Here is a 25,690-nt window from a genome sequence, read left to right as displayed (position 1 = left end):
CTAGAGAGAAAATTCTTTATTTTGTCTGAGTTCTTGTTGCTGTTCTTCTGATATTATTTGTTGCAATACACGCTCTGCTTTTTGCCAAAGCTGAATATCTTCTCTTTCTACTGACCCAATATAAATCGGTGAATACTCAAGCTCACCCGACTGGTTTCGGCTGACTGCCACTCGAAAAATCTCACCTCGTTCATCATGGGTAAATACCAGTTCTCTACCCTGCTTCTCTAGAGTTGCACGTTTGAATCTCAGGCAATTTGAGCCACTTTCTCTTAATTGCCAGTTGATTAATTCAACAGCAATAGGCACAGCCATAGCTAAGAATTCCGACTCTTGACGCTGCTTTTCTGTGAGTGACTGTTCTGGTTCTGACTTTTGAGTTGCCAGTTGATTGCTAGCGATAAGTACCAATTCTCTAGCTTCATCTTGTGTCCATCCGGCTGGACTGGCTTGGAGAATTTCTTCAACATCTTGGGTTAGTTTATTATCTAATAGCGCCCGTATAGCAATTTCTTTATCTCGGTCAGTCACTAATAAGTTTTGCAAGTCGGCGCTGTAATACTCATATAAATCAGCTGAAAGATTATCTTTTAAATTTGGTTCATCTGTGGTTATAGTTGGAGTTTGATTAAGAGCAACTACATCCACTGGTTTTTGCGATCTATGGAGTTGATCCAAATAAACAATCGCTGCTTCCAGGTCGTCGAATATGGTTCTTCCGGCTGATAGCTGCTGCTGATTTTGAGAAAGCTGTTGCGTTAATTCTAATACTGTTTCAGTTAATGCTGATTCAACAGCCGATTGCTCAATATAATCAGAAATTGATGAAATGGCTCTTTTCTCTAGATATGATTGTAACTCAGCCGCAAGCTCTGCATCCAGGTCATTAAATGTAGCTTTAGCTGTAATGAGTTCCTCTTTGTATTGAGAAAGTTGTTGCGTTAATTCTAATACTGTTTGGGTTAATGCTGAAGAGATAGTCGATTGCTCAATATAATTAGAAATTGATGAAATTGCTTTTTCCTCTACATGGGATTGTAACTCTTGAGTAATCGCCGATGATAGCTCGTCGAATGTGGTTTTATTATTAGCTAACTGCTGGTGATATTGAGAGAGTTGTTCTGTTAATTGTGGTAACGTTTCACTTAAGGCATCATCAACTACTGACTGTTCAATAAAGTCAGAGATTGCATCCACAGTTCTTTGTGATAAGAGTTGTTCCTTAAGAGCAATCGCCGCTAATAGCTCGTCGTATGTGGTTCTTACGGCTGATAAATTCTGATGATACTCAGACAGTTGTTCTGTTAACTGTGGCAATGTTTCAATCAAGGTTGACTCAACTGCTGACTGTTCAAGAAAGTCAGCGATTGTATTTATGAGTTCTGAACTGGCTTGTTGTTCTACATCTGATTTAGCTGGGTTTGTCTGGTGTTTAGTTTCGGCTAAATTGTGAGCTGTTTTAGGTGATATGGTTGATTTTAGCTGTTGATTAACTAGGTTATTATCTACAACTTCTAAGAAATTATTTAAACGTTTAATTTCGCTATCGTCCCGTTTGGGGTCGTAGTTTATCCCCAATTCTGTCTGAAGCTTTGTAAATGAACACTTATATTTATTTAAATTACCTCCCTGTTTCCAAAGCAGTCGAGGGGAACCATCTTCATTAACTGAGCCGACATCAATACCGAACTTAATACCTCTTACCCCACCGTGACCGTAATAACTGACGATGGCTTTAACTTGATGTTCTCTCCATAACTGCTCAATAAATTGAGGCATTTTTGGTTTATTTTCCGCCACTTTTTCAATCGCTCGGCGCATTATTTCTTCACCTGGAAGCCCATCGCGCTCGACTCGTTCCAGTTGATTCCGAGTCATAGCTTTGTGTTTACTTTCCCAACTACTTTGGACTTGGGTTAGCTGAAATTCTCGCTCTAGTAGTCGGGCGGAGTATTCCGAGTAGGCGTAATTATTCCAGGTACGAATGGATTTACCATCTAGATTATTGACTCTAGATGCAACAATGTGAGTGTGGTCGTGTTCTTTGTCTGAGTGTCGCGCTATAAAGAAGTCATAGGCTGGCAGTTCTGTTTCTATAAATTCATCAACTAGCTGGTTTAGTTTGCTGTCTGATATCCTTTTCTCAGGTTGTTTAACTTGGGATTCATCACCTTTAAGCCGCGATAGTACAATGACCGATGCCAAGTGACGTTGAGACAGATTAGCTAATTCGTCATCATTTAGCGTTCTATCACTTTTCGGTACACTAAGCATTAAGTGGTAGCAGGGGTCTTTAAGTTGAGGGTTAAGGTGGGCTGATAGGGTAAACTGCTCGACCAGTTCATTGGTACTTTTACTATACATATTCCCACCAATAATCTTAGCTTTATCTTTCTCTAAGACGTATTTGGTAGTTCCCCGAAATGATTTATTAGCCTTGATTTTGGTAATCATCTCTCTGCCCCAACACCGAGATATTATTTGAGATAAATGTGAAAATATCCTGTGTATAATCAACGAAAGCTTTACTATTAACCTCTAATAGAGAGACACGGATATGCTCTTATAGTGTTGATTCTATCTGTGATATTTATTGGGAAGTAAGTCATTAATAGTAATAAGCATAGAACCAGCTTCGCCTGGAACTATTACTTTGGCATCTGGTGCATAATCCGCTATTAACTCTCGACACATACCGCAGGGCGATACAACCTGACCATCTCTGTTAACTGCTACAATCATTTCAATTTCTGTGTCTCCAGCAGTAGCAGCCATCCCAATAGCAATTGCTTCGGCACACACAGCAATTCTTCCCACAGTTGCCTCTATATGTACAGCAGAAAATACTTGACCAGAGCGGGTGAGTATAGCTGCTCCAATTTCGTGGTAATTAGGCTTGAATCGAGTTGCAATGAGCTGGCTGGCTACGTTGATTAGCTCAGTTTTTTTGTCATCGTTTTCTGGCATAAGTCAGCTACTCCCCAGCTACCTGCTTATCGAGCTTACCATTGTCATCACTCGATATAGGTTGGGTAATTTCTTGGCGAGTTTGTTCTAAGAGTTCCACCAGTTCTTTAATAGTTCTCAGATATTCTTTCACCTCCGTCGTCAACGGTTGACTACCAATTTTTACAGCTTCGTTAATAGCCCTAGTCTGTTGATTCAGGTTGTTACCAATCTTCTTTAGCTCGTAGATAGCCTGTCGGTTAATTTCGGGAATGACTAACTTAGGATGCGGTAGAGGGTAATCAAATAATCTCGCTCTTATATAGTCACTTTGCACCACTCCACTGCATCGCTGCTCTAGCCTCGCTTTCTCGGCATAGCTAGCCCTAAACGTGATGGTTACTTCTCGCTTTTCATCTGGTGCTACTGACCGATTACTTAATGTGTCAGCTAGTTGATTACTGAGATTGGTACGGGGGTCTGGCTGCATAACTAGTTAGGCGTTCAGCTATTTTTTTCTTTATTTTTAACCGGGTTATTCGCTGTAGCTGCGTTAGGCGCGGAGCGCCGAGCAGGTAGGCGGATAACCCGGAACTTCTTGTTGGCTTATCTTCCTCTTTAATAGACCAGTTAAAAGGGGGTTTGGGGGACACCCCCAACAAGCAAACACGACGCTTTACCGTAGGGAAAGGAGCGCCCTTGGCGCGTTACGGCGTATTGCTTGCCGTTTGGCCCCACGACAAGACTGGGGTAACAAGAGCCAGGGGGCACAACGAAAGGCTGGGGGAGTACTAGACTTTGGTGAACCACGAGTGGCTGTTTGCAATTACCTCGGTTACACCGAGGGCATGGTCTATTGGGCAATGCTGGCCATACTAGTGATACGAAGGATGTTGATTCATGGGTAACTGCTTTTTTAGACTAGTCTACCTCACGAGGATACAAACCTTTTTCTGTTGATATTCGTCACATCACGACAAGAAACTTAAACTTTTTCTGGACACGTTTTTTTTACAATGGAATAATTTATTACTAATCAAAATTAGGGTGTAGGGGGTAGGGTGTGGGGTGTAGTGAAAATCAAGAAAATTATCTTTTTATAAACTCTGCCTTATCACCTTCATGATTCAAGCTACAAGGGCTAATTCATGAAAATTCCCTACACCCTACACCCCACACCCCACACCCTTACTAAGATATGTCGCGCAAACCGAAAGCTGTTCCTTTATCAAAAATAGAAGATATTCAAACCAGTCTTAAACACTTTGCGGCGACTCCTAAAACTATCAGCCTGTCAGATTTAGTCCTCAGTTTGGCTAAACCTATTCAGGATATGTTAGACGCTGGCTACTCTTATGAAGATGTTTCTGATGTGTTTAAAGGTCATGGGGTAGAACTGGCGGCCAGTGGTCTGAAGAGTTTTCATAAAAAAGCTTCAACATCAACTGACTCCTATTCGCGCTGAACCCCTAACTAAATATGGAATGATGGGGTTAATTACGACAATATTTGCTTTGTCAATGTTCTTTTCAATCAATCAATTAATTCCGGTAAAAATCTCGGATGATTTCAATACCTATCTACGAGCTATCTGGCAGCGCACTGGTTATAGTAATGTCAAGCTACAACGGGTAGAAAAGCGTTTGGGGACTGACCGAAATCAAAGATGAAGGGCAATATATAGTGATTGGGGCAAACATGGTTAACGTAATGTTTGCCCCAATCATACAAAGAATTAGAGATAAGAATGCACAAGCTTACCTTGAGTTGACCACTTCTCATCTAGAAGACGACAAGCGACATAAACAACTTTTTGAGGGTTGCGCTTATGTCTGACAATCATATTCCAAGAACGGACAGTATAATCACCTTGATAACCTAAGACAAGGGCAAGCTCGTCGTAAGTTAACTGCCATTTTTTCTTAAACTCAATTGGGTGCATAAATTTAAATCCATTGCTAAGATTTTCGGCTTTTGATGTCTTGATGTCTTGGAACTAAGTGCTTTCTTAACGGCTTTTTGAGATTGCAGTAATATTAAAAAGCGGTAAAGCCTAACTTCTCGCTACCCTTCAATTGCTTGGATTCTATAAGTTGTGCAATCGCACCCCTTAAATACCGAACACTAGGTTTCTCTTCGCCCCACTTTCGGCTATTTCTAATCGCGGCAAAGCTGACTGGTGTTGCAACGGCTGAAGTAACGATGTTTAAAATTTGCGACAAGTCAGCCTCAGAAATGCTGACGAATTCTAGCTCTGCAATTTCAACGTCTTGGGTAGGCTTTGAAAAAATGGATTCTAGCTGATTAACTGCGTCATCTGGTGCAATTTTCTCGCCTCTGGGCATAACTGCTGGCTGGTGATGCTGCACCAGTTCCGGGAAGAATTTGAGTAATGTTCTAGCTGGATCTGGTTGACCATTTCCTGGGTGTAACTCTATCTTTAGCCAGTCTGGAATCATGCCGAGATTGCCACCGTTAACAGGTTCAGCAAAGTTATTAGGGTTGGCTTTGAAATATTCGCCACTGGCAACATTAATCTTTCGCAATCCACCAGCGCTTACAGACTGAGCTACACACCCAATAAAGTTAACCGATTGCTTAAAGGTGTCTGCTAGTCCTGCCGTAGCTTTACCTACCACGCTTGTCAGGTTAGAGCCATGCAATACGATAATTAATGTACCGCCACACTTGGCGAAGCGAGAAAGTAAATATTGAATAGCCCAAGTGCGATCGCTCTCATCAAGTAGGGACAGCAACCGCATCGCCTCATCAATGACTAACAGTAAGTTTTTATGGGAGTAAGGTTCACTTGCATCTAAGCCTTTAAGAAATTTAAGCAAGTCACGGGCGACTAGTTTATCTGCACCGTCCGCATCTTTTTCGGGGTATTTAAGAGCAGAAATCAGATTGCAACTAAAGGGGTAAACGTCCACCCCGGCTGTAAAGTATTGGGTGTTTAATCCCGAATCTAAAGCTAGAGATAATGTTGCCAAGATTGCTGCTAAGGTTCCCTTACCACCTCGCTGAGTGCCAGCGATCGCAATGACTTGGGAACTCATCATATCTTCTACTTGAAAACCATTTTTCGTTAAAGCCGCGATGAGTGCGTTTGCTCTGTTCGCTAGAGGGAGATTAATTATAGTCTGTGGTGCAAGCCCATTAGCTGATGGCTGTAACTCTGTAGGTCTAGAAAGAGAAGCAGCTTGATGGTTGTGCTGAATATCTACCTGTGGCGATTGAAACTGTTTGATATCTACGGTCGGTGGTAACTGGGTTTGAGCTTGTGCAATAGCACTTATCTCTGACAGATTCACCCGACTGTCAATCGTCACATCCTGTAAATGGAGAGCCATACTTTGATAAGTGGGTAGCTGACGACCCTTGAGCTTGCCAAACCAGCCAAACATCCAGCGATAAGCATAAAAACGTTTTCCTGGCTCAACTTGCGTTAAATACTGCCCAATATTTTCAAATTCAGCATGAAGAAAGGCGTACTCTTCTGCTGATTGTCGCTCTAGAAATTTAACAGTATTAGCAAGATGATCTGCTTGATAATTGCTCCGATTATCATAGTCACCAGCACGGGCAACCGCGTCTATAAAGTTGCCACGTACAAAGGGAAAAGGTGCAATTTCTTTAGTGCGGTTGGAGTGTTCGACAACAAACCATAGCCATGCAGCACCGCCAATTAAACCACCAACCAGTGCCATTGGATTGACAGCATAACAAACCGCTCCTATCCCAGAAGCCAGTAAGCCAAGTACACGGGTCATGTCTGCTTCGTTCTCAGATGCCCGTGCCATTTCAAATAATTGATCCTTGCGCTCTTGCAACCATTCAGAAACATTTCCTGCCTCCAAATGGGATAAGGCGGGATAAGAATCGCGTAAGTGTTCCGTTTCCTTAGTTGTAATTTTTGGGATATTATTGCAATGCATAAAACAAATGCCCTGTTGAATTAAGAAGCCGCTCAATGTAAAGAGTTTTTGAGCGGCACGAGCTTTAATCTTTGGTCAACCGCCAGATAGCGAACCCAATTTCACCCGCCATCATTGTCCCAATGTTGAATAAGGTGCAGCCCAATATCATCAACGGGGCTGTGTAGTCGAATGGGTTACGAGCTGCAAAGGTGGTGACAATATCGAACACCCAAACCGCAATCACAACCAGCCCTGCACTAGAGCGATCGCGTGTACCTGCGGTCTTGTAGTCCTTCCAAAGCTCACCAACGAGGTCAATCTTGCCACTAGGCTTGGTTTCAAGCTCATAAACCATGTGATCTTGAAGTTCCCGCCTAGCTGAATCTGGGTTTTTACCGCGTAAGGCATGGGCTTCAATTACCTGAACGCCTACAGAAACCATGAATGCCAAGTAAAACAAAGGGTTGAACAGTGCAAACGGCACATTTAGCCAATTCCAAGCCGTCTCAAACCAAGGACAAACCGGGGGCCCAGTAAAGATTAATTGCCAAGTTGAATCAGCACTAATTATGGAACCGCCGATAAATAAAATCCCACCTACCAACGCACGACCCGCACCACCGTTAGCAACAAACTGATTGACTATCGCGGCGGCTGCTCTAATCGGTAAGCCGACAATCATCACAACAGCCTTGGCGCAAAAATCTATGATTTCACCAAGCGTTCGCTTCTTACCTTTGGGTTTACCATCACTGTTACCAGTGCTATTACTTTCTGCACCAGATGTTCCTAACGCCATTACTTCCTCCTTACTGGTTTGGTATTTTGAACGCTTTTACAAATCTCTTTAGCTTTGTATTTCCATTTCCAAATCCCTTCTTCAATCCGACCTATGCAGCGCCCAGAAGCATCAAAGACATCAACAATCTCGTCATCTTGATAAAGGGTTGTGTCTGGTCTGGGGTTGCGTTTACTGCTGTCAAAATAATTCGTGATTCTTAGAGAACGAGTTGTGGGCATGACTCCCGCCTCATATAAGGCATCGCTGGTTTTAGCCCGTTCTTCTATGCGTTTACGCTCTAATCCTTCGGTGGCTTTTAATCTCTCAGCTTCTGCATAAGCCCCCAACTTGGGAATTAAGGGGATGATTACAGGCAAGAAGCAGACCCCGACTCCAGCCAAAGCTAGATACAGTTGTTTCTTGTACATGAGACTACTGTGCCATTGCGGTAATCAGTGCAAATTTTTCCCATTGCTTTAACTCATGCAGTCGTTTCAATACTGACTCCGCTTCGTTGCTAGGAGCGGTAGAAGAATCACACTCTAGCCATGCTTCATGAGCGATTTTTGCAATTAACCAGAGTGTGTCTGATTCGTTCATCTTTTCTAATCCTTCCCCCCATGTCTCACACATATCTTTAATCAGTGCGTTGTCGTGAGAGAGGGAGTAATATCCTACAGGGTGCGCCATTTTGATATCCTTGAATGTGTGTACTGATTTCATCCCTGATATAAGTCACAACTGGGCGAACGCTTTTCTTCTCCGGGCAAGCGTTCGCACAATTAATACTCATCAGAACTGTTAGCGAGTTGTACTTTTTCAATGCCATCTAAAACTTCAGAAATTGATTGAATGGCATCATTCAAAACCAAATCATTTGATGTAGTAAAATGCTCTGATGTTTGCAGTCTCCTATATTCGGGAGTAGCTTGAATCAACCTTAAAGTTTGCTCAACACCAGCCAGAACAATTACTATTTCTTCTGTGCTAACAATACTGTTCATCATATTATTCACCTCTTATTGCTTCCAAATCCCCTAAATTGATTTGATGATTGTTATTGACAGAGAATCTTTCCGAAACTACTTTCTCTAGAGCTTTTCTCAGCCAGTAAGCGGGGGTTGTCCCATCCATTTCTGCAAGCATTCTGATAGCTGGAGTCAAGTCTTGAGGGACGTTGTAATTAAGCCGCTTGGTTAACATCGGTCGTTTCTCCTAAGTAAAGTTTTTTCATTTCTGATAAAGCAACGGTTCCCGGATTTTCGGGAATCAACAAGTTACTTTCTGGAATGCTCCCTTTGAGTAATCTTTCTTTAATCAACATCTGCACGGGCGCGATCGCAAACGCACCGCCACACAAAGTTACTTTGCTGCGTCTGGCTTTCACGGATACGTCATCTAGGGCATAAGCCAAGGGAGAATCTTTCATCCATGAATGAATCGCGTTCTCTAACTCACTCCCAATATCTTCGCCATCAGGTGCAATCGCGCTTATGCCGTTATCGCCAACGGTTGCAGTTTCTAAAATCTCGCGCAGTTGGGAGGGGCGAATCATTTTAGAAGAATCGGTGTTGCTTAATGCTCTGGAGAATTCTTTGATGAGTGTGGCAACACCACCGCCACCATTCGGACTACAAGTTACCCGTTTTGGTAATAAGCCTTGATTACTGTATTCGCTGATTGTGGCTGTACCATACCCAATATCAAAAGTATGGAATTGTTTATCGTCAAAGCGTTCGCTTGCCCAAAGTGACGCGCCATATCCCTCTGGAAATCCCAGAAAGCCAAGTTTAGAGAAACACAAACGGTATCTAACACCATCTACTGCTATCCACTTGCATTGTTCAATGGCTTTTTTTAGTTCTAATGGGGAAGCTAGCGAGAGGGTTGATAAACGAATGTGCAAGGTTCTACGCTTGGCGCTTGTACCCGTGGACAACTCAAGTAGATTTGGCAAGGAGGCGATCGCGCCTAATGCCAGTAGCGGGAAGTAGTCTACTTTGTGATTCTCGGAATCACTCATCGCTATATATTCCTTACCTTGCAGTCTAGCTGAGGAGCCTACAACCCAATGCTCTACAACATCTTTGTTGTTTTCATCTTTGCCTCGGCTTAGGCTGAAAGCTCCTAATTCTCCAAAGGGCACTGATGGCACACAACACACCAAAGATTCGGTCTTCATTACTGGTGTTGTGCCAGTAGAGTTATTAACGAAAGCCTGATATTTAATACTGGAGCGCCCAGCATCTAGCATCAAATGAATTACCTTTTTTGATGGCATCGATGCTTTCTCTGTTATAGTTTCAGCCTCGTTTGTGTTAGGTGCGTCCGCGCTTATAGATGTTGGTTGTTTTTTAGGTCTTGACATATCGTAAAACTCTCAACTTTTTATCGTCACTGTCACAAGCAAAAGTAGTCGTTATTAACTAACGTTTCATGTTTCATGTTTCATGTTTCAGGCTCGTGTAAGTAGCGTTTCACGGTTGTTGTGAGGCTGAAACATTGATGCAACCGTTGAAACTGTTTCATGAAACGTTTCTGTGAAACACTACTGAGTATCTTGGCTCCCAGTAGCAGTAGTCTGTGCCAGCATCGAGTGAAAGCAAAATCTGGAGTAAAAGGAAGTTAACTACCTCCGCATGGTCATTAATGCCTAATTCCTGCGCTTTATTGCTGATAAATGGGTGTAGAGATTGCCTGATTGTTACTCGCATAAATTCTCCTCAAAATAAATTTGCAGGCTGAAGTCGCCAAGAATACGTGTATCTTGTCTGCCGTTGGCGTTTTTGCCTTGCTTATGAGTGCTATAGTAGATGATAGCTACTGAAGCTGTCAACTAAAATATTAAAGCTTCAACTCTGTTAAACTAAAAAAGCTTACAGAGTCAGAGTCTTAAAGGATATAGTTGAGTAAAGATTCAGTAAGCTGTTGAAGTGAGTAGAAATGGGAGTAACAAAAAAGGCTAAAGTAATGTTTACTTGCGAACATGAAACAAAATCGGATTTAGAAGCGTGGGCCAAATCCGAGCGAAGAACTGTCTCGAATTTAGTTGAAGGGGTAGTTGTTGCCGCCCTTGCCAACTGGAAAGAATCTGTGTCTACAGATGCGATCGCTAAAAACAAATCAAATGATTAACCCATCTGCCATTGATTTAAAATCACTCCCCTGGCTTCTCCCCGTTTTGACAGCTATCAGCGATCGCGATTGGGTACGGTTCAAGGAACTTGAAGTAAGTTTTGCAAACGCTCATGGGATCGAAACTTGGGCAGATGTTTTCAACTGGAGAATCATGCCCGCGCTAGAGCCAGAGGCTAAAAGATGGCTGTTAGTTCAGAAATGCAGCCAAGGTATTAAGTCAGTCAAAATCTTAGATTAATGTCTTTTTGAAGCAGCATCAACAAATTGAATTATTTTTAGTCCACTAATACTATTAATATAGTGAGGTATTTATCTGGTTTTTAATATTAATTGAAAGCTTGTAAAAGCTTTGCTGTGTCTTGGTTTGAAAAAATAAATAAATTGTTTTATTTTATAAAGCTGAGATATTTATTATTTTTTTTAGACTGAGATAATTTACTATGTAATAAGACTATACCCTTAGTTCATCTTTTCTAAGTGTCATGTCACCAGATATACATAAGAAAAGAATGCCTCCCCAAGACTCAACTTGCTTGTAACAAGTTGTTTAACAGTCCTAGAAGACACCTAGTCATTTTTATCTCTATTAAATTTCTTTATAACCTAATGTTATCAGTTCCTAGTACTTCTTACAACTTCCTACAACAGGTTATAGAGAAATTTAATTAAAACTTTGGTGAATCTTCGGGGGAGGTAAAGCCCACACAATTTACCTCACAAGGATTTCACAATGGTAGCCACCTTTAACGGTTCTAGTACTACTGCTACAAATGACGTTCGTGGACATCTAGATCAACTGACTCTAACCCCACTATTATCTGAACCCAGGAATCAGGCGACACAGCCCAATAGTGTTGAGCAAATCTGGACTAACGAGAGCGTTAAACAGCATTGGATTTCATTTGGCGCTTTCAAAGATTTTATTAAGCAGAAGTTTGGGCGTGACCGACTTTGTGCAGAACAGTTTGACGCGATGATTGAGTTTACAGACTCACCGCACCGGATAGCCGAGGCTTTAAGGTGGAAAAAACCATATTCCGGCGTTGTGTATGCTGCGCTGATGCTGAATGCAGATGGTAGCGTCTGGCATTCAATTTTGAGTCTACCAAACGATGATGGCACAAAGCCTTACAAACGGCTAGCTCCATCTAAGAACGGAGATCAGTGCTTCTATCCTCGCGTCGTCCCCACTATTAGAAGGCTCGTTGAGCAACAGCTAGGACTTGAGAAAGGCAGTATCCCTGATGATGTAGATTTCTATGAATGGTTAGCCAATTCTGAGTTACCTGTAATTACGACCGAAGGTGGCGAAAAACTGTTTAGTCTAATATGTCTTGGATATCCCGCCACCACCAACTACGGCGCGACCTGTGGGGTAGATAAAAAGACCAAGCGATTCAAGCCCAGCTTACAGCGAATCATGAATCGCCCTAGAACCTTATTAGTTGCCTATGACATGGATTCTAAGCCCTCGGTCGTAGCATCTGTAAACAAGGGGATTGATGCGCTGTCTTATGCGGCGCAAAAAGTAGGCTCCTCCGTATCGCGCCCCACCTGGGACGAGTCACTAGGCAAAGGGATTGATGACTTGTTGCTGACACCAAACGGTGAAACGCTTTGGGCCCAAAGCTATAACTGGGCACTATGTCTTGGCATAGTCACCAAAATGCTGGGCATTGGGGCGGTAGACGAGGTAAATAGTTTTGAACAACTCGAACAACTTTCTCAACTCTACGGCACGATTGTAGAGTTAAATATTTTGAAAACTCGCATGAGTGCGGATAATCTAATCGCGGCACTAAATCAGCAAATCAGAGAATTGACCCACGGCAAAGATGCCGTTGAGTCCAAGTCTCATCAGTCAAAGTCTTATCAGTCGAAGTCGAAAATTATCCCGGCTGATATGTTGGCATTTGAACTGGTCGAAGATTACCGAGAACGCCTCAAGTACTGCAACGAATACAAGGAATGGAAGTACTATCTAGGTGATGATTCAGGATTGTGGAAATCCCAGGATGACCACATGATCGAAACAAGGATTCAAGGAATATTAGATGCCCGTTCCATTGTTGGCTATGGCACTGATAGCTATATAGTCAATATTCGCAAATTCATGGCGCGACGGCTAACTGTTGAAACGTGGCCCCAAAGAACAGGCATCGTTCCATTCCTAGATGGCGTACTGGTGCTGGCTACTGGAAAGTTTGAGAAACACTCACCCGGTAATTATTTAACCTGGACACTACCCCATCGCTTTGATAATCCCAAGATTAGAGATTGGCCAACAATTCGCGGTTGGTTCCAGGAAGTAACGGAGGGGGACTCCCAAAAAATACAAACCCTCATCTGTTTTGCAGCTGCCACACTTCGCGGTATGTCTCATCTCCAAAAAATTCTTTACCTCTGGGGCAATGGCGGCAATGGTAAAGGCATTTACTCGGATATCCTGACGGCGTTAGTCGGCTCAGAGAATACTTGGAGTGGCAAAATTGAAAACTTGGATAATCCTAATTTCCTGGTAGACATCAACAATAAACGCTCAGTCATTTTTGAGGATCAAGATAAGGTCAATGGCGGTTTGCAAACTTTCAAAACCCTCACGGGGGGAGGAAGCACCAAAGCCAAGGAAGTTTATAAAAAAGCTTGTGATGTTAGATTGTCCGCCACAGTTTTAATTACTTCCAATTATGCGGCACTCCAAGGCTCTGGTGTCGGCAGATGGCTCAAAAGGCGGTTGATTGTAATAAACATGAATTACTGTCCACCAATTGTAGATACTCACCTTAGAGAGAAGCTCTACCCAGAGATCGGAGCCTTCACCCAGTACCTACTTACCATTCCAGAGAGTGAAATAATTAACACTCTCAATGGAAAAAACTCTACTGGCTATGATCTCGCTTACTGGGAAATGGCACAAATGACTGACTCCATCGCGGCTTGGGTGGAACGGCATATCGTGCGAGATCCAAAAGGAGTGGTCAAAGTCGGCTCCAACAAAAACGAATGGCAAAGCAGCAGCTACCGCCCCGAAATCAGCACACTGTTTGGCTCCTACCATCACTACTGCCAAAATTCCGGGCAACAGGGCAAGAGCTTACCCAATTTCACCCCAGACTTACTGCAAGTCTTAAATCATGTGCTGGGATGGTCTGATGTTAAGCAGGAAAAAACCAGAACTGGCAGTCATTTTTACGGTATCCGGTTAAGAGGCGCTTTCGATGAGGCTCCGTTCCCTTCCGAATCTTCAATCACTTCCAATCAGGCTGGTGATGGAGGTGTGACGGACAAGGTTATGGATATGGTGATGGACTCAAAGCCTTATGGTGACGGATGTGATGGACATTTACAGAAAAATCTTTTTGTAAACGAGGTAAATAATCATCCATCTAATTTTTTGAAGAGTGAAAGTTTGGGCGATGAGAAAACGGATTTTGTAGAAAGTTTGGGCAAAACTCTATCACCTCCGTCACAACCATTACCTGAGATAGCTATAACCCCTACTCCACAAGCATTATCATCCATCGAGCCAAACCATCACCAATCCGTCACCAATCCGTCACCGGCTCCATCAGCATCCGTCACCACCCGCGAACCCGTTAAAGGAGATCGTGTAAAGCTACTTTCAAGCGGCGAAGAATATAAAATCTCTTGGGTTTCCTGTGGTAGTGATAAAGTTCTTTTGGTTTCTGCCCTCACTGGAGAGCCGCTCACTGCACCTTCACCGTTGCGTCCTGGCGCTGCGGCTGGTGGATTAAATCTCATTGATGTTAGTGAACTGAAGTTTTTGGATACTTAGGGCAACTAATAATAGGAGCTTCGTGTCGAGGCTTGTTGGTTCAGATCCATCGCTTGTAGACAATTAAGATTGAATTAGACGGCGATTTCTCTCCTATTAACAATAATCATGGCATCTGCTGAATTTACCTCGCTTGAGTCAACCCAAGCAGTACCGACAGTTGAAACTCCATCGGATGAAGAGCAAGTAAATGTTGATACGCCAACAGAAACAGAAATTGAATCGGTTGATACGCCAACAGAAACAGAAATTGAATCGACAGCAGCAATATTTCAAGCTGTTGGGGTAATTACTGGGTCGGTCAACTTTACTACTGATGGACAAAGCACTGTTACTATCGGTAGCTATGAATACCCACTTTACTACTCGAAGCGACAATGGGATGTATTAAACGCTCTCAAGAAGGAAATAGAAAATACTGGCAACCAGAATCAGCGTTTGGTTGTTTATCCAAAGGCAATTCACTTTCCACGCAAAGAGCAACCACATCGCATCGCTTTTCAGTTAGTGGGCTTTGACAGAGGGCGAAAACTAGATGCAGTTTCAGGAGAGTTAGAAGACCTGGAGTTTAAATTATCAGGATTATGGCAGTTCATTCCTGTCTGCTCTACTCCCTGTATCTCCGTGTTCCGAAATTTCTCTGATGAAAGACTCGAATTTATTAAGCAGGCCGAACCTGCCCGCAAGGTGAAATTCATGAAGGCTAGTCATATACCCTTGTTATGGAAAGATGCACCCGTCCGACCCTTCAGATTTAATCCCAAGGTGGCTAAAGAGGAGCAAGGACGCGCAGTCTTTGTCACAATCAAGGCCAAATTTCTGCCGGGGCGTGATGTTTTCGGTTTTGTTGCACTGACTGCGCTACCACAAGAAGCTGCACCCAGATTTCTCAAAGCGTCTAAGGAGGATAAAGCCACAGTGCAGTCAGCAGCTAAGAAAGCGCAAAGAGCAGCAGCACCACCTGCACCAAAGAAAGGTAAGTCAAAAGCGACTAGTCAGGATAATGCCTCTGTGCCGCGTACCAAACCATTACCAAAACCAAAACCAAAGTTAAAAACGGGTGAGTAAAACCGCTTTAAAGTTTTATCATGCGATCGCCATCATGGGATTCTATCTGTTGTGTGGCCCCCTGAATAAATAAGTATTTGCAATAGGGGAGTCAGCCCTGACTGGCGCTCACGTCAAATTAAGGTTTTGGGGCGGTTAGGCGAACTTATTGATAGTTTAAAACCTGGCGATCGCAATACTGAAAGTGGCTTATCATGCTCATTTCGCACCATTTCCGAGTTAGCAATCCTCACTATGTAATAATTAACACCTTTAGATGCTAAACTTTGAAAAGTAAAATTTTTTGACAGAGGAAGTAAATTCTTTTGTGTCAGACTATAACGATTTTGATGATTATGAAGATACTAATCAGCATTTAGTTGATGTTGTAGAGTTAAAAGCCAGAGATACTGTAAGAGATTTTTTTGACAATAACCAAGAAGGTATTTTCTATTCACGTCAGATTGAAATTTTTCATGAAGATAAATATTTTCATTGGATTACGAATAGAGCTATAAGAGACCTTATTGAAGAAGGAGTGATTAAACAGGAAGTTAGAACACTCAGTTCCAAAGGAGATATTAAACTTCTTTGGCACAAAAACTATCGTTACTATAAACGGAGCGCAAAGGACTTGATTGAGTTGGTTGAAAGCTATTCAAATCCTGAATTTACACGTTCAGTAGGCCATTATGGTGAGTTAATGGTTTTGGATGCCTTTGCTCGTATAGAAAGTGTCATGAAAGGACGCGATGTAAAACACTTCAAAGAAAAGTGTTGGACAAAAAGCGATAAAAATATGGATTTTATCTTTGAAATAGATTCAGTCCCCTATGGTATTGAAGTAAAGAATACTCTTGGTTATATGGATTACAAAGAGTTAAAAGAAAAGACAAAAATTTGCCATCATATAGGAGTTATACCTGTTTTTGTCGTTCGTATGATGCCTAAAATATGGATTCATGAAGTAATACAAAATGAAGGATTTGTATTACCTCTTAAGTATCAACTTTATCCTTTGTCTCATAGTGAACTAGCTAAAAATATATCCAAAAAATTGAAACTACCTGTAGATTCTCCAAAAGCTATTCAAGACGGAACTATAGGAAAATTTAAACGATGGCACGATTCAAAAAATAAAATCTGAATGCGATTTATAAATCAAAATCACATATCTGTTCTAAGAAAGTACGCAATAATAAGCCTTTCAGCCATTTTTGCTTCTACCCCCATGAATACGTAGTGTCTACTCACTCGCACTCGCACTCGGCTGAAACAAAAACTTTTTTCACCTCACCGAGAGATTGAATTTAATCTATGTTATGTACTTAGCTTTCTTGAGTTTTTAAGCATAGTTGAAATAATTTGTAGGGCATATTCAATAAATCAATCGCCCGTTTCTGATCTGCTTCCCCTCTTTGGTCATACCTACTCGTGGTACTGGGTCACGCTATTATCCCAGCGTTAACACCCTAGACGGCATATCCACCACCAACCGTCGAGTTTTTAACCACTGGCGACCAAGTAAAACTTCTGATACTCCTTCACCCACATGAACGGGAATATCAAATTCCTTGCCATCAATTCGCACTCTTCCTAAATATATGTCAAATTCCGCTTCTCCTTGGGCTGTGAGCATTGTTTGCTGTTCTAGATAAATCCAATCAAGTGCTTCTAAATCCTGGTTATTAATTGCCAGCCACCAAGAAAAACCTGTATCAAAAAGTGCTTCTACTGGTAGTGCAAAGGAGTTAGCAGCTATCAACTCTATCTCAAAAAATAATTCATCCTCATCACCAAAGTTGCCAGAAATCATATCGTGCCGCACACCCCAGTTTCATTTATGCGGAAAACGTGCAGCCGGAAGTTCGGGTATTTTTCATGTGCCATCTGGCTAACTGCTAATGCATCCTCGTTAATAAAATATTCTCCGCTTTCTGGTTCAACTGCTACATACCAGTTGTAGTGAGTCTTAATTAAAGAAGGCTGCAATTTTTGAAAGATTTGTTCGCAACGCTGCTTAAATTCTGCTTTTTCAGCTTTCCATTGAGCTTTCTTCTCTGATGACCACTGGATTTCGGGGAATATTCTTCCTCGCCGCACTGTACGAGTAGACTTGGCTTCAGTCATGGTTGGTTCTGCTTCACTGCAATATCTATATTGAACTGCACATCCAGACCACTTGGGGTTTATGGTTGGTTTGTTTGGTCTGGAGAATTATACTTTAACTAAAATGCAATTTTACTTTTGTACAAAAGTAAAATTGCACTATAGTACAATTCTACAAAAGTATATTAGTATATTTGTTACATTGTACTTTAGTATTTTTATGTAATTGTTTTATGCCAATTCCGCCAACAGTCGTCTCCTTGGGCTTGGCTGGGGGTCAGGGAAAGTCTACGGTAGCCTTGATGCTGGGCAGGTATTTGGGTCGCTTAGGGATTCCCGTTTTGTTTGTGGATTGCGACCCTCAATCTAGCTTGACCAGTTTCTTAGGGGTACAAGTGCAGCCTGATACCCCAACCTTACTGGAAGTTCTGACACAACCAGAAGAAAAAACAAAAATTCTTGATGCCATTGCGTCTGTACCTGACGTTAAACTGGGCGACCGTACCATTAACAATACCAATCTGTTCTTAATTCCTTCCGATGATGGGTTGGAGAGTGCTAACTATAAATTGGCCTCCAGTGGCTTAAGTCTGTTTATTCTTAGGAACCGCCTGCAACCAATTGTGAGTAATTTCGGCGTGGCAATTGTAGATCCACCCCCAGAACGTTCACATTTAGCGCAGACTTCCTTGGGTGCTGGCGATAGATGGGTGATTCCAGCAGAGTCAAATGTCAAGGGAGTGCAATCGCTGTTGCGGACTATGGAATTAATTAAAGAATTTAAAACAGCCCTACCTTACGGTGAACTACTGGGTGTAGTGCCGTTTCGCGCACGCTGGACTGGAAGGCATCCAACAAACGCTACTAAAACAAGTATCGATACTATACGCCAGTTGGTAGGGTCAGAGTTGATGTTGCCGCATATTTTGGAATCGGATGTATTCAAAAATGCCATCAATCAACGGGTTGCGCCAACAGACTTGGGGCAGCCAAATCTGGAATATGCGATTCACGTCTTAGCTCAACGACTCAAGCCAGCTTTGCCAGAAGAATATGCCAAATTAATTCCATCAAAACCAGTGTAATAAATTTTACTATTAGGTGAAAATATGAATATCCTAGACGAAATCAGAAATAGAGCTACTCAACCAACAGTTGCACCACGAGAAGATGTGTTAGCTCAACAGCAGGATTCACCTACAAGCGATGTTGATATGCCATCGACTGCTGATAGCTCCGTTTCAGAACTCACTTTATTAGAAGAGCAACTACAAAACTTCCCGGAAATTGCGCCTAGAGTACCTATACGTTTGGATCTGTCAATCAAGCAAGAACTCGATGATCTATGCAACCAAGAAAAAATAACAGTTGAAACGCTCTTGGAAGCTTTTTATGTTACCTGCAAAGATAAAGATACAGTCATGAAACAAGTACTAAAAGAAGCCAAAAAACGGCTCAAGAGTCGCAAAGAAGCAGGTAATATTCGCTCTAGCATTACTCGTTTAGCTAACTTGGCCAAGAAACTAAAGTAGCTTGAGGGTCGATAGCATCCACCCAGCGCAAGTTTAACAATGTTCAGACACAAATCTCTGCACAGAGGGACTTTTAGCCCAAATAGGTGTAGAGAATAAACATTCTCGCAATTCTTAAGGGCTGGGAGGTATACAGGAAGCCAGAATTGAGGGAGGATTGATTCTAAAGCTTTTGATTGACTGCCGTGAATACCCGTGCGATCGCCAATTTTAACTTCAACCCAGAATCGCTGGCGTTAACTGAACCAGTTCCGCTAACTTTACACCCAGCTGAAGTTTACCTTAACAGTCTTGGGTCTGGTTCGCGGCGCACAATGCGAGAGGCGTTGAATGCGATCGCCCGATTGCTGACCAATGAAACTTGTGATGCAAGTACTTTAGACTGGTCAAAGTTGCGCTATCAGCACACCGCAGCAGTTAGGTCGGTGCTGATGGAAAAATACAGTCCGGCGATGGCGAACAAAATGCTATGTGCATTACGGCGGACGCTCAAGGAAGCATGGCGGTTAGGGTTAATGTCCACGGATGAGTATGGACGAGCGGCTGATATTGAGTCCGTGCGTGGTAAGAGTTTGCTGAAAGGGCGAGAAATCGATGAAGCAGAAATCTCTGCACTATGGTCAGATTGTATTCAAGATGACTCAACATTGGGCCGGAGGGATGCCGCACTGTTGGCAGTTTTGACGGTAGGGTTGCGTCGCAGTGAGGTTACTTACCTTGATTTGAGTGATCTTAAGCTGCGTAGTCGGTCACTAACAATACGTGAAGCGAAGGGAAGACGGGAAAGAATTGTGTATTTACCTGAAGCTGGTGTGCAAGCTGTTCAAGATTGGCTGCTGATTCGGGGTAAAGTACCAGGGCCGCTTTTTTATCCCTTAAATAAGGCAAAGAAAATCATACCGAGACGGATGAGCGAGCAGGGGGTATTGCGAGCATTGCAGCGACGGGGGGAAAAAGCAGATGTGGATGCGTTTACACCCCATGATTTTAGAAGAACTTTTATCGGTAATTTATTGGATGCGGGGGCAGATATCGTCACGATAGCGAAATTAGCAGGTCATGCGTCGCCAAGTACTACAAGTAAGTATGACAGGCGTGGGGAAGCGGCTCAGAAACGGGCGATTGATTTGCTGAATGTGCCTTACAGTAGGCAGAATAAGTGAAACTTTTAGTTGGAAAAAGCCAAATTTGACATATTTATTTAGTCATTGTCACTTCCACTCAAGTTGGCATTTGGCATCGTTCAGGATGGGGTTTTTTGTACGTCCCCTCGAAAAGGGGGAATAGCAAAAACGAGGTTTGGCATTATTACCTTCAAATCCTTGTCAGCAAAGCTTTTCCCCCAATGTGTCTCAGAAACTATACTTTTTGATTCACTCCTGTATTGTGTCTCTTTTTATGTCTCAAAATACAATTCTTAGATCCTCTAAGGACTAATGATACTCTCCCAAACCTATAGCTCTATGAAGGTTTGCGCTTTCTTTTAAGGTAAAGCACCATTCAAGATTAAATTCCTTAATCCCCCTTTTCGAGGGTTTGTACAAAAAACCCCTAATGGAGATTTAGTAACTTATATTATTTATTTTTAGCTGTTCAAATTTTTAACTATATTTATCTTAATAATTAAAATACCGAAAAATTATAAATATTTTAAATCAATTTATCCTTTTATAAAAAGTTAGATAAGCATATAGGTGCTATCTGGTATTTTATTAATCATTATAATTATTGTTGTATCACCTAATTTTATTATAAATACATATTTACCACTCCCAATAATTAATTTTCGTTCCTACTTTCCGTATCCTTGGTAAAGCTATTCACTTTAACTTAACTGTATTGTGATCTAGCTAATTAAGAAACAAAAAACTAATTATATACAAAATAATTGCTTGGACAATTCTTGCTGTTCCAGTTAACGTAAATACTAGTGAAGCTATTGGTTGTTGGGCATGGCAATTGCTCAAAAGACTGTTACGTGCTATAACGCTGATCATTCCACGCAGTAGAAGTCCTAGACCTATGGAGAGCCAGAGTACGAGGATGGTACTGCTAAAAGTGTAGTAAAGATAAAGGCCCATGACTCCATATACCATGTGTAACAAGTAACTACGATTTATTTGCTTTTTTGAAAGTAAGCTGCCTGTTAGAGAAAGCCCTGCTCCAATCACTTGAATAATAGCAAAAACTATCGGAACTTTTGCGTAATCTTTGGCAGCGTGATACTGCAATAACCAAGAAAAAGAATTTAATATACCCATTATAAAACCATAAAATAAAATAGTGTTTAATTTATCACCTTTGAAAATCCATTCAACTATTAATTTTAAATTCAAATAATATTTAGTAGCTAAATTACTAGGAATATCTGGTAGTTGTAAACAAATGAAGAAGCCAATTAAATATAAACACATACTTAAATAGCAGGTGATAGCTGGATATTCAAGTAAAAGACAGCCTATTAGGGCACTTGCGAACTGACTAAGCCAAAAGACGAACTGATTTTTATTTTCAGAATATTTATCTTTTGAACAAATATGCTTTAACCATTTAGAATCACTACCATAGATTGTTGGAAATGATATTCCAACAATAAACTCTATAACGAGCAGTTGCTCAAAACTTGAACACTCAGGAAGAAGATAAACTGATAATGCCTGTAGAAGTGCAGCAGTAAGGATTATTTTTTTTGGACCAAAAAAATCAGCAAATAAGCTGCTGAAAATATCACCTACAAGCATACAGATTGTTCCAAATGAAATTGCATTAACAATTTCGTTACTGCTGAGACCATTATCTAGAAGTAGCTTAAAAAATGTTATTAGGTAGATATTTGAGCAAAGTAGGAATTTGAGCAGGTAAATTTTATGAGTGCTACTGAACATTTAATTCAATCACCTCAATTAAACCGTGGGAAATATTCAAATCACTAGGGAGGAAATAATTGGTCTGTGCCTTTTCTAAACAAGCAAGTACAACACAGTTAGATGCGACCGCTCCTCGCATCCATTTAGATCCAAAGGGCGATACTCTTTCTAAAGATTGAAGATCAAAATTAGAGATCCTCTCAGCAAAATCATAAAAATCAGTTTTTAGGCAAGTATGATCTGCTTGTAAAGGAACTCCAAAATGCTTTAGGTAAGTCGCTTCTCCTCCAGTGTAGCCAAACAAAGCAGTAGTTTCGGGTAAATGCTTCTTAATCCACGCAATACATTCCTCTATTTTTCGGTGTCCTACTGCTTCTAATAAGTAAAATCTATCATTGAGATCACTAATCCCAAAATTTAAAAGAACAGCTTTAGAAGCTTCTTTCAGAATAATCTGTATGCTGCCACCACCAACATTAATTATGTCATATTTATCTGTAATATTTGCTTTGCGTGCTGCTTCTTTGATCAGTTGAGCTTCATATTCTTGGCTGATAGTTGTGTACAAAATACCAAGAGAGTGACAAACCGAAGACACTATATTTTCTAATTTTTTATCACGTCGCATAGCTTCAGTACCAACGGCATGAATCCTATGTATTTCATTAAAATTGATAGGCTTGAGTAGTTCTATTAAGGAATTATTAATGCTTTCTTTTGAACTTTTTCCCTCTATTACTTCCCAATTAACATTGTTAATGTTTTTAACTTCATTATCAAGTATATAGAGCTTTGCTGTTCTACTACCTAAATCCAGAATTAAATTTTTAAGTTGCATATCTTATCCTCCTCTCCGCAATACTTCTGTTATAGCTTTGCAGCATGTTTAATTAACTAAGAAATCTTTAGTTAAATGTGAACAGGGCAAGTTTTATAATCTCCTAGGTAGTTTTTCCTAGAAATTAATGTTAAACCTGCCCAAATTGGGGGCATCTAGGTAGATTTTAAAAGCTTTTATTGAGTAACTATATCAGCTTATTCAAATCCTCTCCAATTTGGAAAAACTTGAATAAACCTTCGACAATAAACAGAGATATTGGGATCTATTACCTCTTCTAACGTTAAAATTTGGAGTCCAAGCGCTATAGCGTATCCAAGTTCAAGTACGGCTGCATTCCCTAAATAGCCATTTTTATTCAATATTACGTGGAAGGAAGATTGCCGCATTTTTCCAAAAATTGAATCTTGAAGAATCCTTGGATCTTTTAGAGGATCGCTATCAAGAATGATGAATTCATCATCAACGTTTATAGCAGTGCAACTTACAGGTGCAAGAACTTCAATACCTTCAGTTATTAGAAAGTCCTTCAAGAGGGATATTTCCCGCAAGTGCTTCCTATAAGAGCCACTGATTACCGTTTTTAGCCCGCTAGCTTTTATCACCTTGCGCTGTTGAGTTTGTGGAATTATACTAGACATTTATCTTTCCTTAAATAACTGGTCTTAATTTGAACTGGACAGGGCTTACACCTGATTGACTGACAAATCCTTACCCTCTGTTCTGAGGTACTGTTACCGATGTTATTTCGGCTGGATCAATGACGGACAAAAACTATGTTTCAGAGTTTTTTGCATACGAACATCGATGCTACGAAAAGCGAGTTCACAAGTGTGCTGCTTGAGTAGTAATGAACGTTTTATTCTGGCATCAAGCAGAAATTTGCAAAGTTCTAATAACTAGGGCGTGTTTTAAAACTATAGCCAAAGAATGATATAGGAATCCTATTTGAGTTTTGAACAAGCTCCGTACATCTGAAGAGTGGCAAAATCAAAAGTAGTGTGTCGAATAAACCACTCAAACATCCACTTCAAATGCGAGTATGTTGGTATCAACGCACAAAAACGTCGAACCCATGTTTTGGCTTGTAACCAAATATCCTCGATCGGATTTTGTTCAGGAGAATTAGGCGCTTTAGCGTTCGCAGTGTATTTTCCATTCATCAGATGGTAAATTCTGATTAACCTCTTCCAAGAAAGCTCGAATGTCTTTGGAGCGGTGATAAGTAGCGCCATCCCACAAAATTAGCAATTGCTGGTCAGGAGAGTCATCTAGCAGATATTGAAGGTAATCAATAGTATTTTCTGAGTTGCCCTTGTGATAAGCTTTCAGCAGTAATTGTCCTTCGAGATAGTCAACAGCCCCGTAATATGTCTGTTTTTCTCACTCATTTACGACTGGAACTGTTATTTCTTGGTCAGTTTTCCCCCACACATAGCCAATGGCATCTCCCCACATTAAATGACACTCATCAATCAGGAATACTCTCAACTTTCCTGTCTCGATTTCAACGCGGTGGTTTGCCAACAATGTTTCAATCTCTTTTTTTTTCTGCAACAGCATCTGGATTAGCTTTGGGATTTAGCTTTGTGGTTTTCTTCCAACTTATCGAACCTGCGTCGAACAGGTCGTAGTAACTTTGTTTTGACTCATAAACTACGTCATAATCGAAGGCTAGTTTATACTCTAGTTCCCCAAGCTCCCAACAGTACGAGAGTTTGCAGCCAACTCAATACTTCTTCTCGTTGTCTCTGACTCAGGTAACTCAACATCCTTTGTAATTCAGTCGCAATCCATCAATTCCATCTTGCTCATAAGCTTGTTTCCAACCCGTTATTGCTCCTCGCGATGCATCTAGAATTGTTTGAATTTCATCATACAAGTAGCCTTGATAAACCAACTTGACTGCCAACGCTTTCCTAACCTCACGTGCATCTGGACGCATATCTATAAAATCTTGTAGTGAGCGCGATCGCATCAAGTGCAGTTTTCTCTGTTGACTGTTGCCGCGATGCTTGGGCTGCGAGTCTCGCAGTTTCTAAATGCTGACTAAGCATTGTTTCCTATTAAACTTATGCATTCGCCCGTATTATCTCGTAGTTTTGTTCAAAAATCAAATAGGAATCCTATAGGTGAATGCTAAACTCACTAATCTTTAGTATTTTCAACCATTTTATCAACTTTTAAAACACGCCCTAAATTTTAGAAAAATTTTTAAGGTTTGAGGCTAAATACGGCATGACAAAGTTAGATATAACCCTGCTGTCTTTCCCTACCAGTTGCGATCGCTCTGAAGTCCACCCAGAAGAAAAGTTCTTGAAAGGTAGATTACAAGCTAATTTCGGCGGATTGTATTCCCAAGCAGAAATCAAGGACTGGTAAGGCTTCTGGAAAACTTTTCGGTCTACTGAATTTTTATATTCCTGACTCACCCTGATTTCTATTTTTTCTCTGCCTAGAGTGACAAAATAGGGCTATAGTTAGCTTTGACAAACAGCATTAAAACATGAACGTTTGGGAGATTTTCGGTTGACCATACTGACCGGACATATAGTCGATCACATCGTGGATGCTGATACCTTCATTTAAGGGTGTACGGTACCATGCGCTCAAAGGCTGCGTTGGTGAGGGATTCACAAAGAAAACCATTGATTGTCGAACTGTTTGACCGTGGTTGGCAACCCCGTGAAAAAGGGGGGGTATCAATCCTCCAGTT

At 41.2% G+C, this 25,690-nt stretch carries 28 protein-coding genes and 1 pseudogene; 11 read left to right on the top strand and 18 right to left on the bottom strand.

Translation table 11 applies throughout. The annotated features are described in order from the left end of the window. The 3 genes from CDC33_RS36765 to CDC33_RS36755 all read right to left on the bottom strand — a co-directional run bounded on the left by CDC33_RS36765 (nucleotide 1) and on the right by CDC33_RS36755 (nucleotide 3,436). Entirely contained in the window at nucleotides 1–2,454 is a 2,454-nt protein-coding gene (locus tag CDC33_RS36765; protein ID WP_109013471.1) for a relaxase/mobilization nuclease domain-containing protein, read from the bottom strand. A gap of 123 nt (nucleotides 2,455–2,577) precedes the next feature. Continuing rightward, entirely contained in the window at nucleotides 2,578–2,967 is a 390-nt protein-coding gene (locus CDC33_RS36760; protein ID WP_109013470.1) for a cytidine deaminase, read from the bottom strand. A gap of 7 nt (nucleotides 2,968–2,974) precedes the next feature. Next, the gene (locus CDC33_RS36755) at nucleotides 2,975–3,436 is read right to left on the bottom strand and encodes a plasmid mobilization protein (RefSeq protein ID WP_109013469.1); all 462 of its coding nucleotides are present in this window, start codon (nucleotides 3,434–3,436) and stop codon (nucleotides 2,975–2,977) included. 708 nt (nucleotides 3,437–4,144) lie between these two features. On the opposite strand from CDC33_RS36755, the gene CDC33_RS36750 reads away from it, so the two are divergent. Both CDC33_RS36750 and CDC33_RS36745 read left to right on the top strand, forming a co-directional pair. After that, nucleotides 4,145–4,411 (top strand): hypothetical protein, encoded by a 267-nt coding sequence (locus CDC33_RS36750; RefSeq protein ID WP_244919584.1) that lies wholly within the window; start codon nucleotides 4,145–4,147, stop codon nucleotides 4,409–4,411. A gap of 19 nt (nucleotides 4,412–4,430) precedes the next feature. Continuing rightward, nucleotides 4,431–4,616: a hypothetical protein gene (locus CDC33_RS36745; protein WP_219930155.1), complete on the top strand. Its 186-nt coding sequence runs from the start codon at nucleotides 4,431–4,433 to the stop codon at nucleotides 4,614–4,616. A gap of 65 nt (nucleotides 4,617–4,681) precedes the next feature. On the opposite strand, the gene CDC33_RS36740 is transcribed toward CDC33_RS36745, so the two are convergent. From CDC33_RS36740 to CDC33_RS36700, 9 genes are all read right to left on the bottom strand, one after another. After that, a complete protein-coding gene (locus CDC33_RS36740) occupies nucleotides 4,682–4,888 on the bottom strand; it encodes a hypothetical protein (protein WP_109013468.1) in 207 nt (68 codons plus the stop codon). Between the two features lie 94 nt (nucleotides 4,889–4,982). Next, nucleotides 4,983–6,884 (bottom strand): hypothetical protein, encoded by a 1,902-nt coding sequence (locus CDC33_RS36735; protein ID WP_109013467.1) that lies wholly within the window; start codon nucleotides 6,882–6,884, stop codon nucleotides 4,983–4,985. A gap of 64 nt (nucleotides 6,885–6,948) precedes the next feature. After that, nucleotides 6,949–7,665 carry a hypothetical protein gene (locus CDC33_RS36730; RefSeq protein WP_109013466.1) on the bottom strand — a complete coding sequence of 239 codons (717 nt, stop codon included), beginning with the start codon at nucleotides 7,663–7,665 and terminating at the stop codon, nucleotides 6,949–6,951. Continuing rightward, nucleotides 7,665–8,075 carry a hypothetical protein gene (locus tag CDC33_RS36725; protein ID WP_109013465.1) on the bottom strand — a complete coding sequence of 137 codons (411 nt, stop codon included), beginning with the start codon at nucleotides 8,073–8,075 and terminating at the stop codon, nucleotides 7,665–7,667. The genes CDC33_RS36730 and CDC33_RS36725 overlap by 1 nt, the downstream gene beginning before the upstream one ends. Nucleotides 8,076–8,079: 4 nt before the next feature. Beyond that, the gene (locus CDC33_RS36720) at nucleotides 8,080–8,337 is read right to left on the bottom strand and encodes a hypothetical protein (RefSeq protein WP_146195938.1); all 258 of its coding nucleotides are present in this window, start codon (nucleotides 8,335–8,337) and stop codon (nucleotides 8,080–8,082) included. 92 nt (nucleotides 8,338–8,429) lie between these two features. Next, the gene (locus tag CDC33_RS36715; RefSeq protein ID WP_244919583.1) at nucleotides 8,430–8,654 is read right to left on the bottom strand and encodes a hypothetical protein; all 225 of its coding nucleotides are present in this window, start codon (nucleotides 8,652–8,654) and stop codon (nucleotides 8,430–8,432) included. 1 nt (nucleotide 8,655) lies between these two features. Further along, nucleotides 8,656–8,850, bottom strand: a complete 195-nt coding sequence (locus CDC33_RS36710; RefSeq protein ID WP_094346748.1) for a hypothetical protein — start codon at nucleotides 8,848–8,850, stop codon at nucleotides 8,656–8,658. Beyond that, the gene (locus CDC33_RS36705) at nucleotides 8,831–10,015 is read right to left on the bottom strand and encodes a ParM/StbA family protein (protein ID WP_146195937.1); all 1,185 of its coding nucleotides are present in this window, start codon (nucleotides 10,013–10,015) and stop codon (nucleotides 8,831–8,833) included. Before CDC33_RS36705 ends, CDC33_RS36710 begins: the two co-directional genes overlap by 20 nt. A gap of 157 nt (nucleotides 10,016–10,172) precedes the next feature. Next, the gene (locus CDC33_RS36700) at nucleotides 10,173–10,361 is read right to left on the bottom strand and encodes a hypothetical protein (protein ID WP_109013462.1); all 189 of its coding nucleotides are present in this window, start codon (nucleotides 10,359–10,361) and stop codon (nucleotides 10,173–10,175) included. 229 nt (nucleotides 10,362–10,590) lie between these two features. Between CDC33_RS36700 and CDC33_RS36695 the strand changes: the two genes are divergently transcribed. The 5 genes from CDC33_RS36695 to CDC33_RS36675 all read left to right on the top strand — a co-directional run bounded on the left by CDC33_RS36695 (nucleotide 10,591) and on the right by CDC33_RS36675 (nucleotide 16,775). Next, complete coding sequence (locus CDC33_RS36695) at nucleotides 10,591–10,782, top strand: hypothetical protein (RefSeq protein ID WP_094346746.1); 192 nt, start codon at nucleotides 10,591–10,593, stop codon at nucleotides 10,780–10,782. Further along, a complete protein-coding gene (locus CDC33_RS36690) occupies nucleotides 10,775–11,023 on the top strand; it encodes a hypothetical protein (protein ID WP_109013461.1) in 249 nt (82 codons plus the stop codon). Before CDC33_RS36695 ends, CDC33_RS36690 begins: the two co-directional genes overlap by 8 nt. Nucleotides 11,024–11,515: 492 nt before the next feature. Beyond that, on the top strand, nucleotides 11,516–14,581 hold the full coding sequence (locus CDC33_RS36685; RefSeq protein ID WP_109013460.1) for a DUF3854 domain-containing protein: 3,066 nt from the start codon (nucleotides 11,516–11,518) through the stop codon (nucleotides 14,579–14,581). 108 nt (nucleotides 14,582–14,689) lie between these two features. Beyond that, the gene (locus CDC33_RS36680) at nucleotides 14,690–15,649 is read left to right on the top strand and encodes a hypothetical protein (protein WP_109013459.1); all 960 of its coding nucleotides are present in this window, start codon (nucleotides 14,690–14,692) and stop codon (nucleotides 15,647–15,649) included. A gap of 283 nt (nucleotides 15,650–15,932) precedes the next feature. Next, nucleotides 15,933–16,775: a hypothetical protein gene (locus CDC33_RS36675; protein WP_109013458.1), complete on the top strand. Its 843-nt coding sequence runs from the start codon at nucleotides 15,933–15,935 to the stop codon at nucleotides 16,773–16,775. A 306-nt stretch (nucleotides 16,776–17,081) separates the two neighbouring features. On the opposite strand, the gene CDC33_RS36670 is transcribed toward CDC33_RS36675, so the two are convergent. After that, complete coding sequence (locus tag CDC33_RS36670; RefSeq protein ID WP_109013457.1) at nucleotides 17,082–17,444, bottom strand: aspartyl protease; 363 nt, start codon at nucleotides 17,442–17,444, stop codon at nucleotides 17,082–17,084. Continuing rightward, nucleotides 17,441–17,758 (bottom strand): hypothetical protein, encoded by a 318-nt coding sequence (locus tag CDC33_RS36665; RefSeq protein WP_109013456.1) that lies wholly within the window; start codon nucleotides 17,756–17,758, stop codon nucleotides 17,441–17,443. The genes CDC33_RS36670 and CDC33_RS36665 overlap by 4 nt, the downstream gene beginning before the upstream one ends. Nucleotides 17,759–17,970: 212 nt before the next feature. On the opposite strand from CDC33_RS36665, the gene CDC33_RS36660 reads away from it, so the two are divergent. From CDC33_RS36660 to CDC33_RS36650, 3 genes are all read left to right on the top strand, one after another. After that, nucleotides 17,971–18,822, top strand: a complete 852-nt coding sequence (locus CDC33_RS36660; RefSeq protein WP_109013455.1) for a ParA family protein — start codon at nucleotides 17,971–17,973, stop codon at nucleotides 18,820–18,822. A 24-nt stretch (nucleotides 18,823–18,846) separates the two neighbouring features. Beyond that, nucleotides 18,847–19,269 carry a carboxysome distribution maintenance protein McdB gene (locus CDC33_RS36655; RefSeq protein WP_109013454.1) on the top strand — a complete coding sequence of 141 codons (423 nt, stop codon included), beginning with the start codon at nucleotides 18,847–18,849 and terminating at the stop codon, nucleotides 19,267–19,269. A gap of 185 nt (nucleotides 19,270–19,454) precedes the next feature. Then, nucleotides 19,455–20,432: a tyrosine-type recombinase/integrase gene (locus CDC33_RS36650; protein WP_109013453.1), complete on the top strand. Its 978-nt coding sequence runs from the start codon at nucleotides 19,455–19,457 to the stop codon at nucleotides 20,430–20,432. Nucleotides 20,433–21,119: 687 nt separating this feature from the next. Here CDC33_RS36650 and CDC33_RS36640 read toward each other — a convergent pair. The 4 genes and pseudogenes from CDC33_RS36640 to CDC33_RS36625 form a co-directional block, all read right to left on the bottom strand. Next, on the bottom strand, nucleotides 21,120–22,154 hold the full coding sequence (locus CDC33_RS36640; protein ID WP_109013452.1) for an MFS transporter: 1,035 nt from the start codon (nucleotides 22,152–22,154) through the stop codon (nucleotides 21,120–21,122). After that, entirely contained in the window at nucleotides 22,144–22,974 is an 831-nt protein-coding gene (locus CDC33_RS36635) for a Ppx/GppA phosphatase family protein (protein WP_109013451.1), read from the bottom strand. Before CDC33_RS36635 ends, CDC33_RS36640 begins: the two co-directional genes overlap by 11 nt. A gap of 197 nt (nucleotides 22,975–23,171) precedes the next feature. Further along, nucleotides 23,172–23,615 (bottom strand): hypothetical protein, encoded by a 444-nt coding sequence (locus CDC33_RS36630; protein ID WP_109013450.1) that lies wholly within the window; start codon nucleotides 23,613–23,615, stop codon nucleotides 23,172–23,174. A gap of 303 nt (nucleotides 23,616–23,918) precedes the next feature. Then, nucleotides 23,919–25,031 (bottom strand): annotated as a pseudogene (locus CDC33_RS36625) (IS630 family transposase). Between the two features lie 181 nt (nucleotides 25,032–25,212). Here CDC33_RS36625 and CDC33_RS39685 point away from each other — a divergent pair. After that, complete coding sequence (locus tag CDC33_RS39685) at nucleotides 25,213–25,356, top strand: hypothetical protein (RefSeq protein WP_181374381.1); 144 nt, start codon at nucleotides 25,213–25,215, stop codon at nucleotides 25,354–25,356. Nucleotides 25,357–25,690 lie beyond the last annotated feature (334 nt).

The sequence above is a fragment of the Nostoc commune NIES-4072 genome (genome assembly GCF_003113895.1).
GTDB lineage: Bacteria > Cyanobacteriota > Cyanobacteriia > Cyanobacteriales > Nostocaceae > Nostoc > Nostoc commune.
The sequence above is the reverse complement of the archived record's forward strand: the minus strand, read 5'-3'. Positions and strand labels throughout refer to the sequence as shown.

What these genes read in the sequence shown, in the direction of transcription:
- CDC33_RS36735 (WP_109013467.1), bottom strand. Translation starts at nt 6,884, where the DNA reads ATGCATTGCAATAATATCCCAAAAATTACAACTAAGGAAACGGAACAC.
- CDC33_RS36745 (WP_219930155.1), top strand. Translation starts at nt 4,431, where the DNA reads ATGATGGGGTTAATTACGACAATATTTGCTTTGTCAATGTTCTTTTCA.
- CDC33_RS36630 (WP_109013450.1), bottom strand. Translation starts at nt 23,615, where the DNA reads ATGTCTAGTATAATTCCACAAACTCAACAGCGCAAGGTGATAAAAGCT.
- CDC33_RS36705 (WP_146195937.1), bottom strand. Translation starts at nt 10,015, where the DNA reads ATGTCAAGACCTAAAAAACAACCAACATCTATAAGCGCGGACGCACCT.
- CDC33_RS36715 (WP_244919583.1), bottom strand. Translation starts at nt 8,654, where the DNA reads ATGATGAACAGTATTGTTAGCACAGAAGAAATAGTAATTGTTCTGGCT.
- CDC33_RS36660 (WP_109013455.1), top strand. Translation starts at nt 17,971, where the DNA reads ATGCCAATTCCGCCAACAGTCGTCTCCTTGGGCTTGGCTGGGGGTCAG.
- CDC33_RS36720 (WP_146195938.1), bottom strand. Translation starts at nt 8,337, where the DNA reads ATGGCGCACCCTGTAGGATATTACTCCCTCTCTCACGACAACGCACTG.
- CDC33_RS36655 (WP_109013454.1), top strand. Translation starts at nt 18,847, where the DNA reads ATGAATATCCTAGACGAAATCAGAAATAGAGCTACTCAACCAACAGTT.
- CDC33_RS36710 (WP_094346748.1), bottom strand. Translation starts at nt 8,850, where the DNA reads ATGTTAACCAAGCGGCTTAATTACAACGTCCCTCAAGACTTGACTCCA.
- CDC33_RS36680 (WP_109013459.1), top strand. Translation starts at nt 14,690, where the DNA reads ATGGCATCTGCTGAATTTACCTCGCTTGAGTCAACCCAAGCAGTACCG.
- CDC33_RS36665 (WP_109013456.1), bottom strand. Translation starts at nt 17,758, where the DNA reads ATGACTGAAGCCAAGTCTACTCGTACAGTGCGGCGAGGAAGAATATTC.
- CDC33_RS36760 (WP_109013470.1), bottom strand. Translation starts at nt 2,967, where the DNA reads ATGCCAGAAAACGATGACAAAAAAACTGAGCTAATCAACGTAGCCAGC.
- CDC33_RS39685 (WP_181374381.1), top strand. Translation starts at nt 25,213, where the DNA reads ATGACAAAGTTAGATATAACCCTGCTGTCTTTCCCTACCAGTTGCGAT.
- CDC33_RS36700 (WP_109013462.1), bottom strand. Translation starts at nt 10,361, where the DNA reads ATGCGAGTAACAATCAGGCAATCTCTACACCCATTTATCAGCAATAAA.
- CDC33_RS36685 (WP_109013460.1), top strand. Translation starts at nt 11,516, where the DNA reads ATGGTAGCCACCTTTAACGGTTCTAGTACTACTGCTACAAATGACGTT.
- CDC33_RS36755 (WP_109013469.1), bottom strand. Translation starts at nt 3,436, where the DNA reads ATGCAGCCAGACCCCCGTACCAATCTCAGTAATCAACTAGCTGACACA.
- CDC33_RS36740 (WP_109013468.1), bottom strand. Translation starts at nt 4,888, where the DNA reads ATGCACCCAATTGAGTTTAAGAAAAAATGGCAGTTAACTTACGACGAG.
- CDC33_RS36765 (WP_109013471.1), bottom strand. Translation starts at nt 2,454, where the DNA reads ATGATTACCAAAATCAAGGCTAATAAATCATTTCGGGGAACTACCAAA.
- CDC33_RS36750 (WP_244919584.1), top strand. Translation starts at nt 4,145, where the DNA reads ATGTCGCGCAAACCGAAAGCTGTTCCTTTATCAAAAATAGAAGATATT.
- CDC33_RS36730 (WP_109013466.1), bottom strand. Translation starts at nt 7,665, where the DNA reads ATGGCGTTAGGAACATCTGGTGCAGAAAGTAATAGCACTGGTAACAGT.
- CDC33_RS36725 (WP_109013465.1), bottom strand. Translation starts at nt 8,075, where the DNA reads ATGTACAAGAAACAACTGTATCTAGCTTTGGCTGGAGTCGGGGTCTGC.
- CDC33_RS36690 (WP_109013461.1), top strand. Translation starts at nt 10,775, where the DNA reads ATGATTAACCCATCTGCCATTGATTTAAAATCACTCCCCTGGCTTCTC.
- CDC33_RS36640 (WP_109013452.1), bottom strand. Translation starts at nt 22,154, where the DNA reads ATGTTCAGTAGCACTCATAAAATTTACCTGCTCAAATTCCTACTTTGC.
- CDC33_RS36670 (WP_109013457.1), bottom strand. Translation starts at nt 17,444, where the DNA reads ATGATTTCTGGCAACTTTGGTGATGAGGATGAATTATTTTTTGAGATA.
- CDC33_RS36635 (WP_109013451.1), bottom strand. Translation starts at nt 22,974, where the DNA reads ATGCAACTTAAAAATTTAATTCTGGATTTAGGTAGTAGAACAGCAAAG.
- CDC33_RS36695 (WP_094346746.1), top strand. Translation starts at nt 10,591, where the DNA reads ATGGGAGTAACAAAAAAGGCTAAAGTAATGTTTACTTGCGAACATGAA.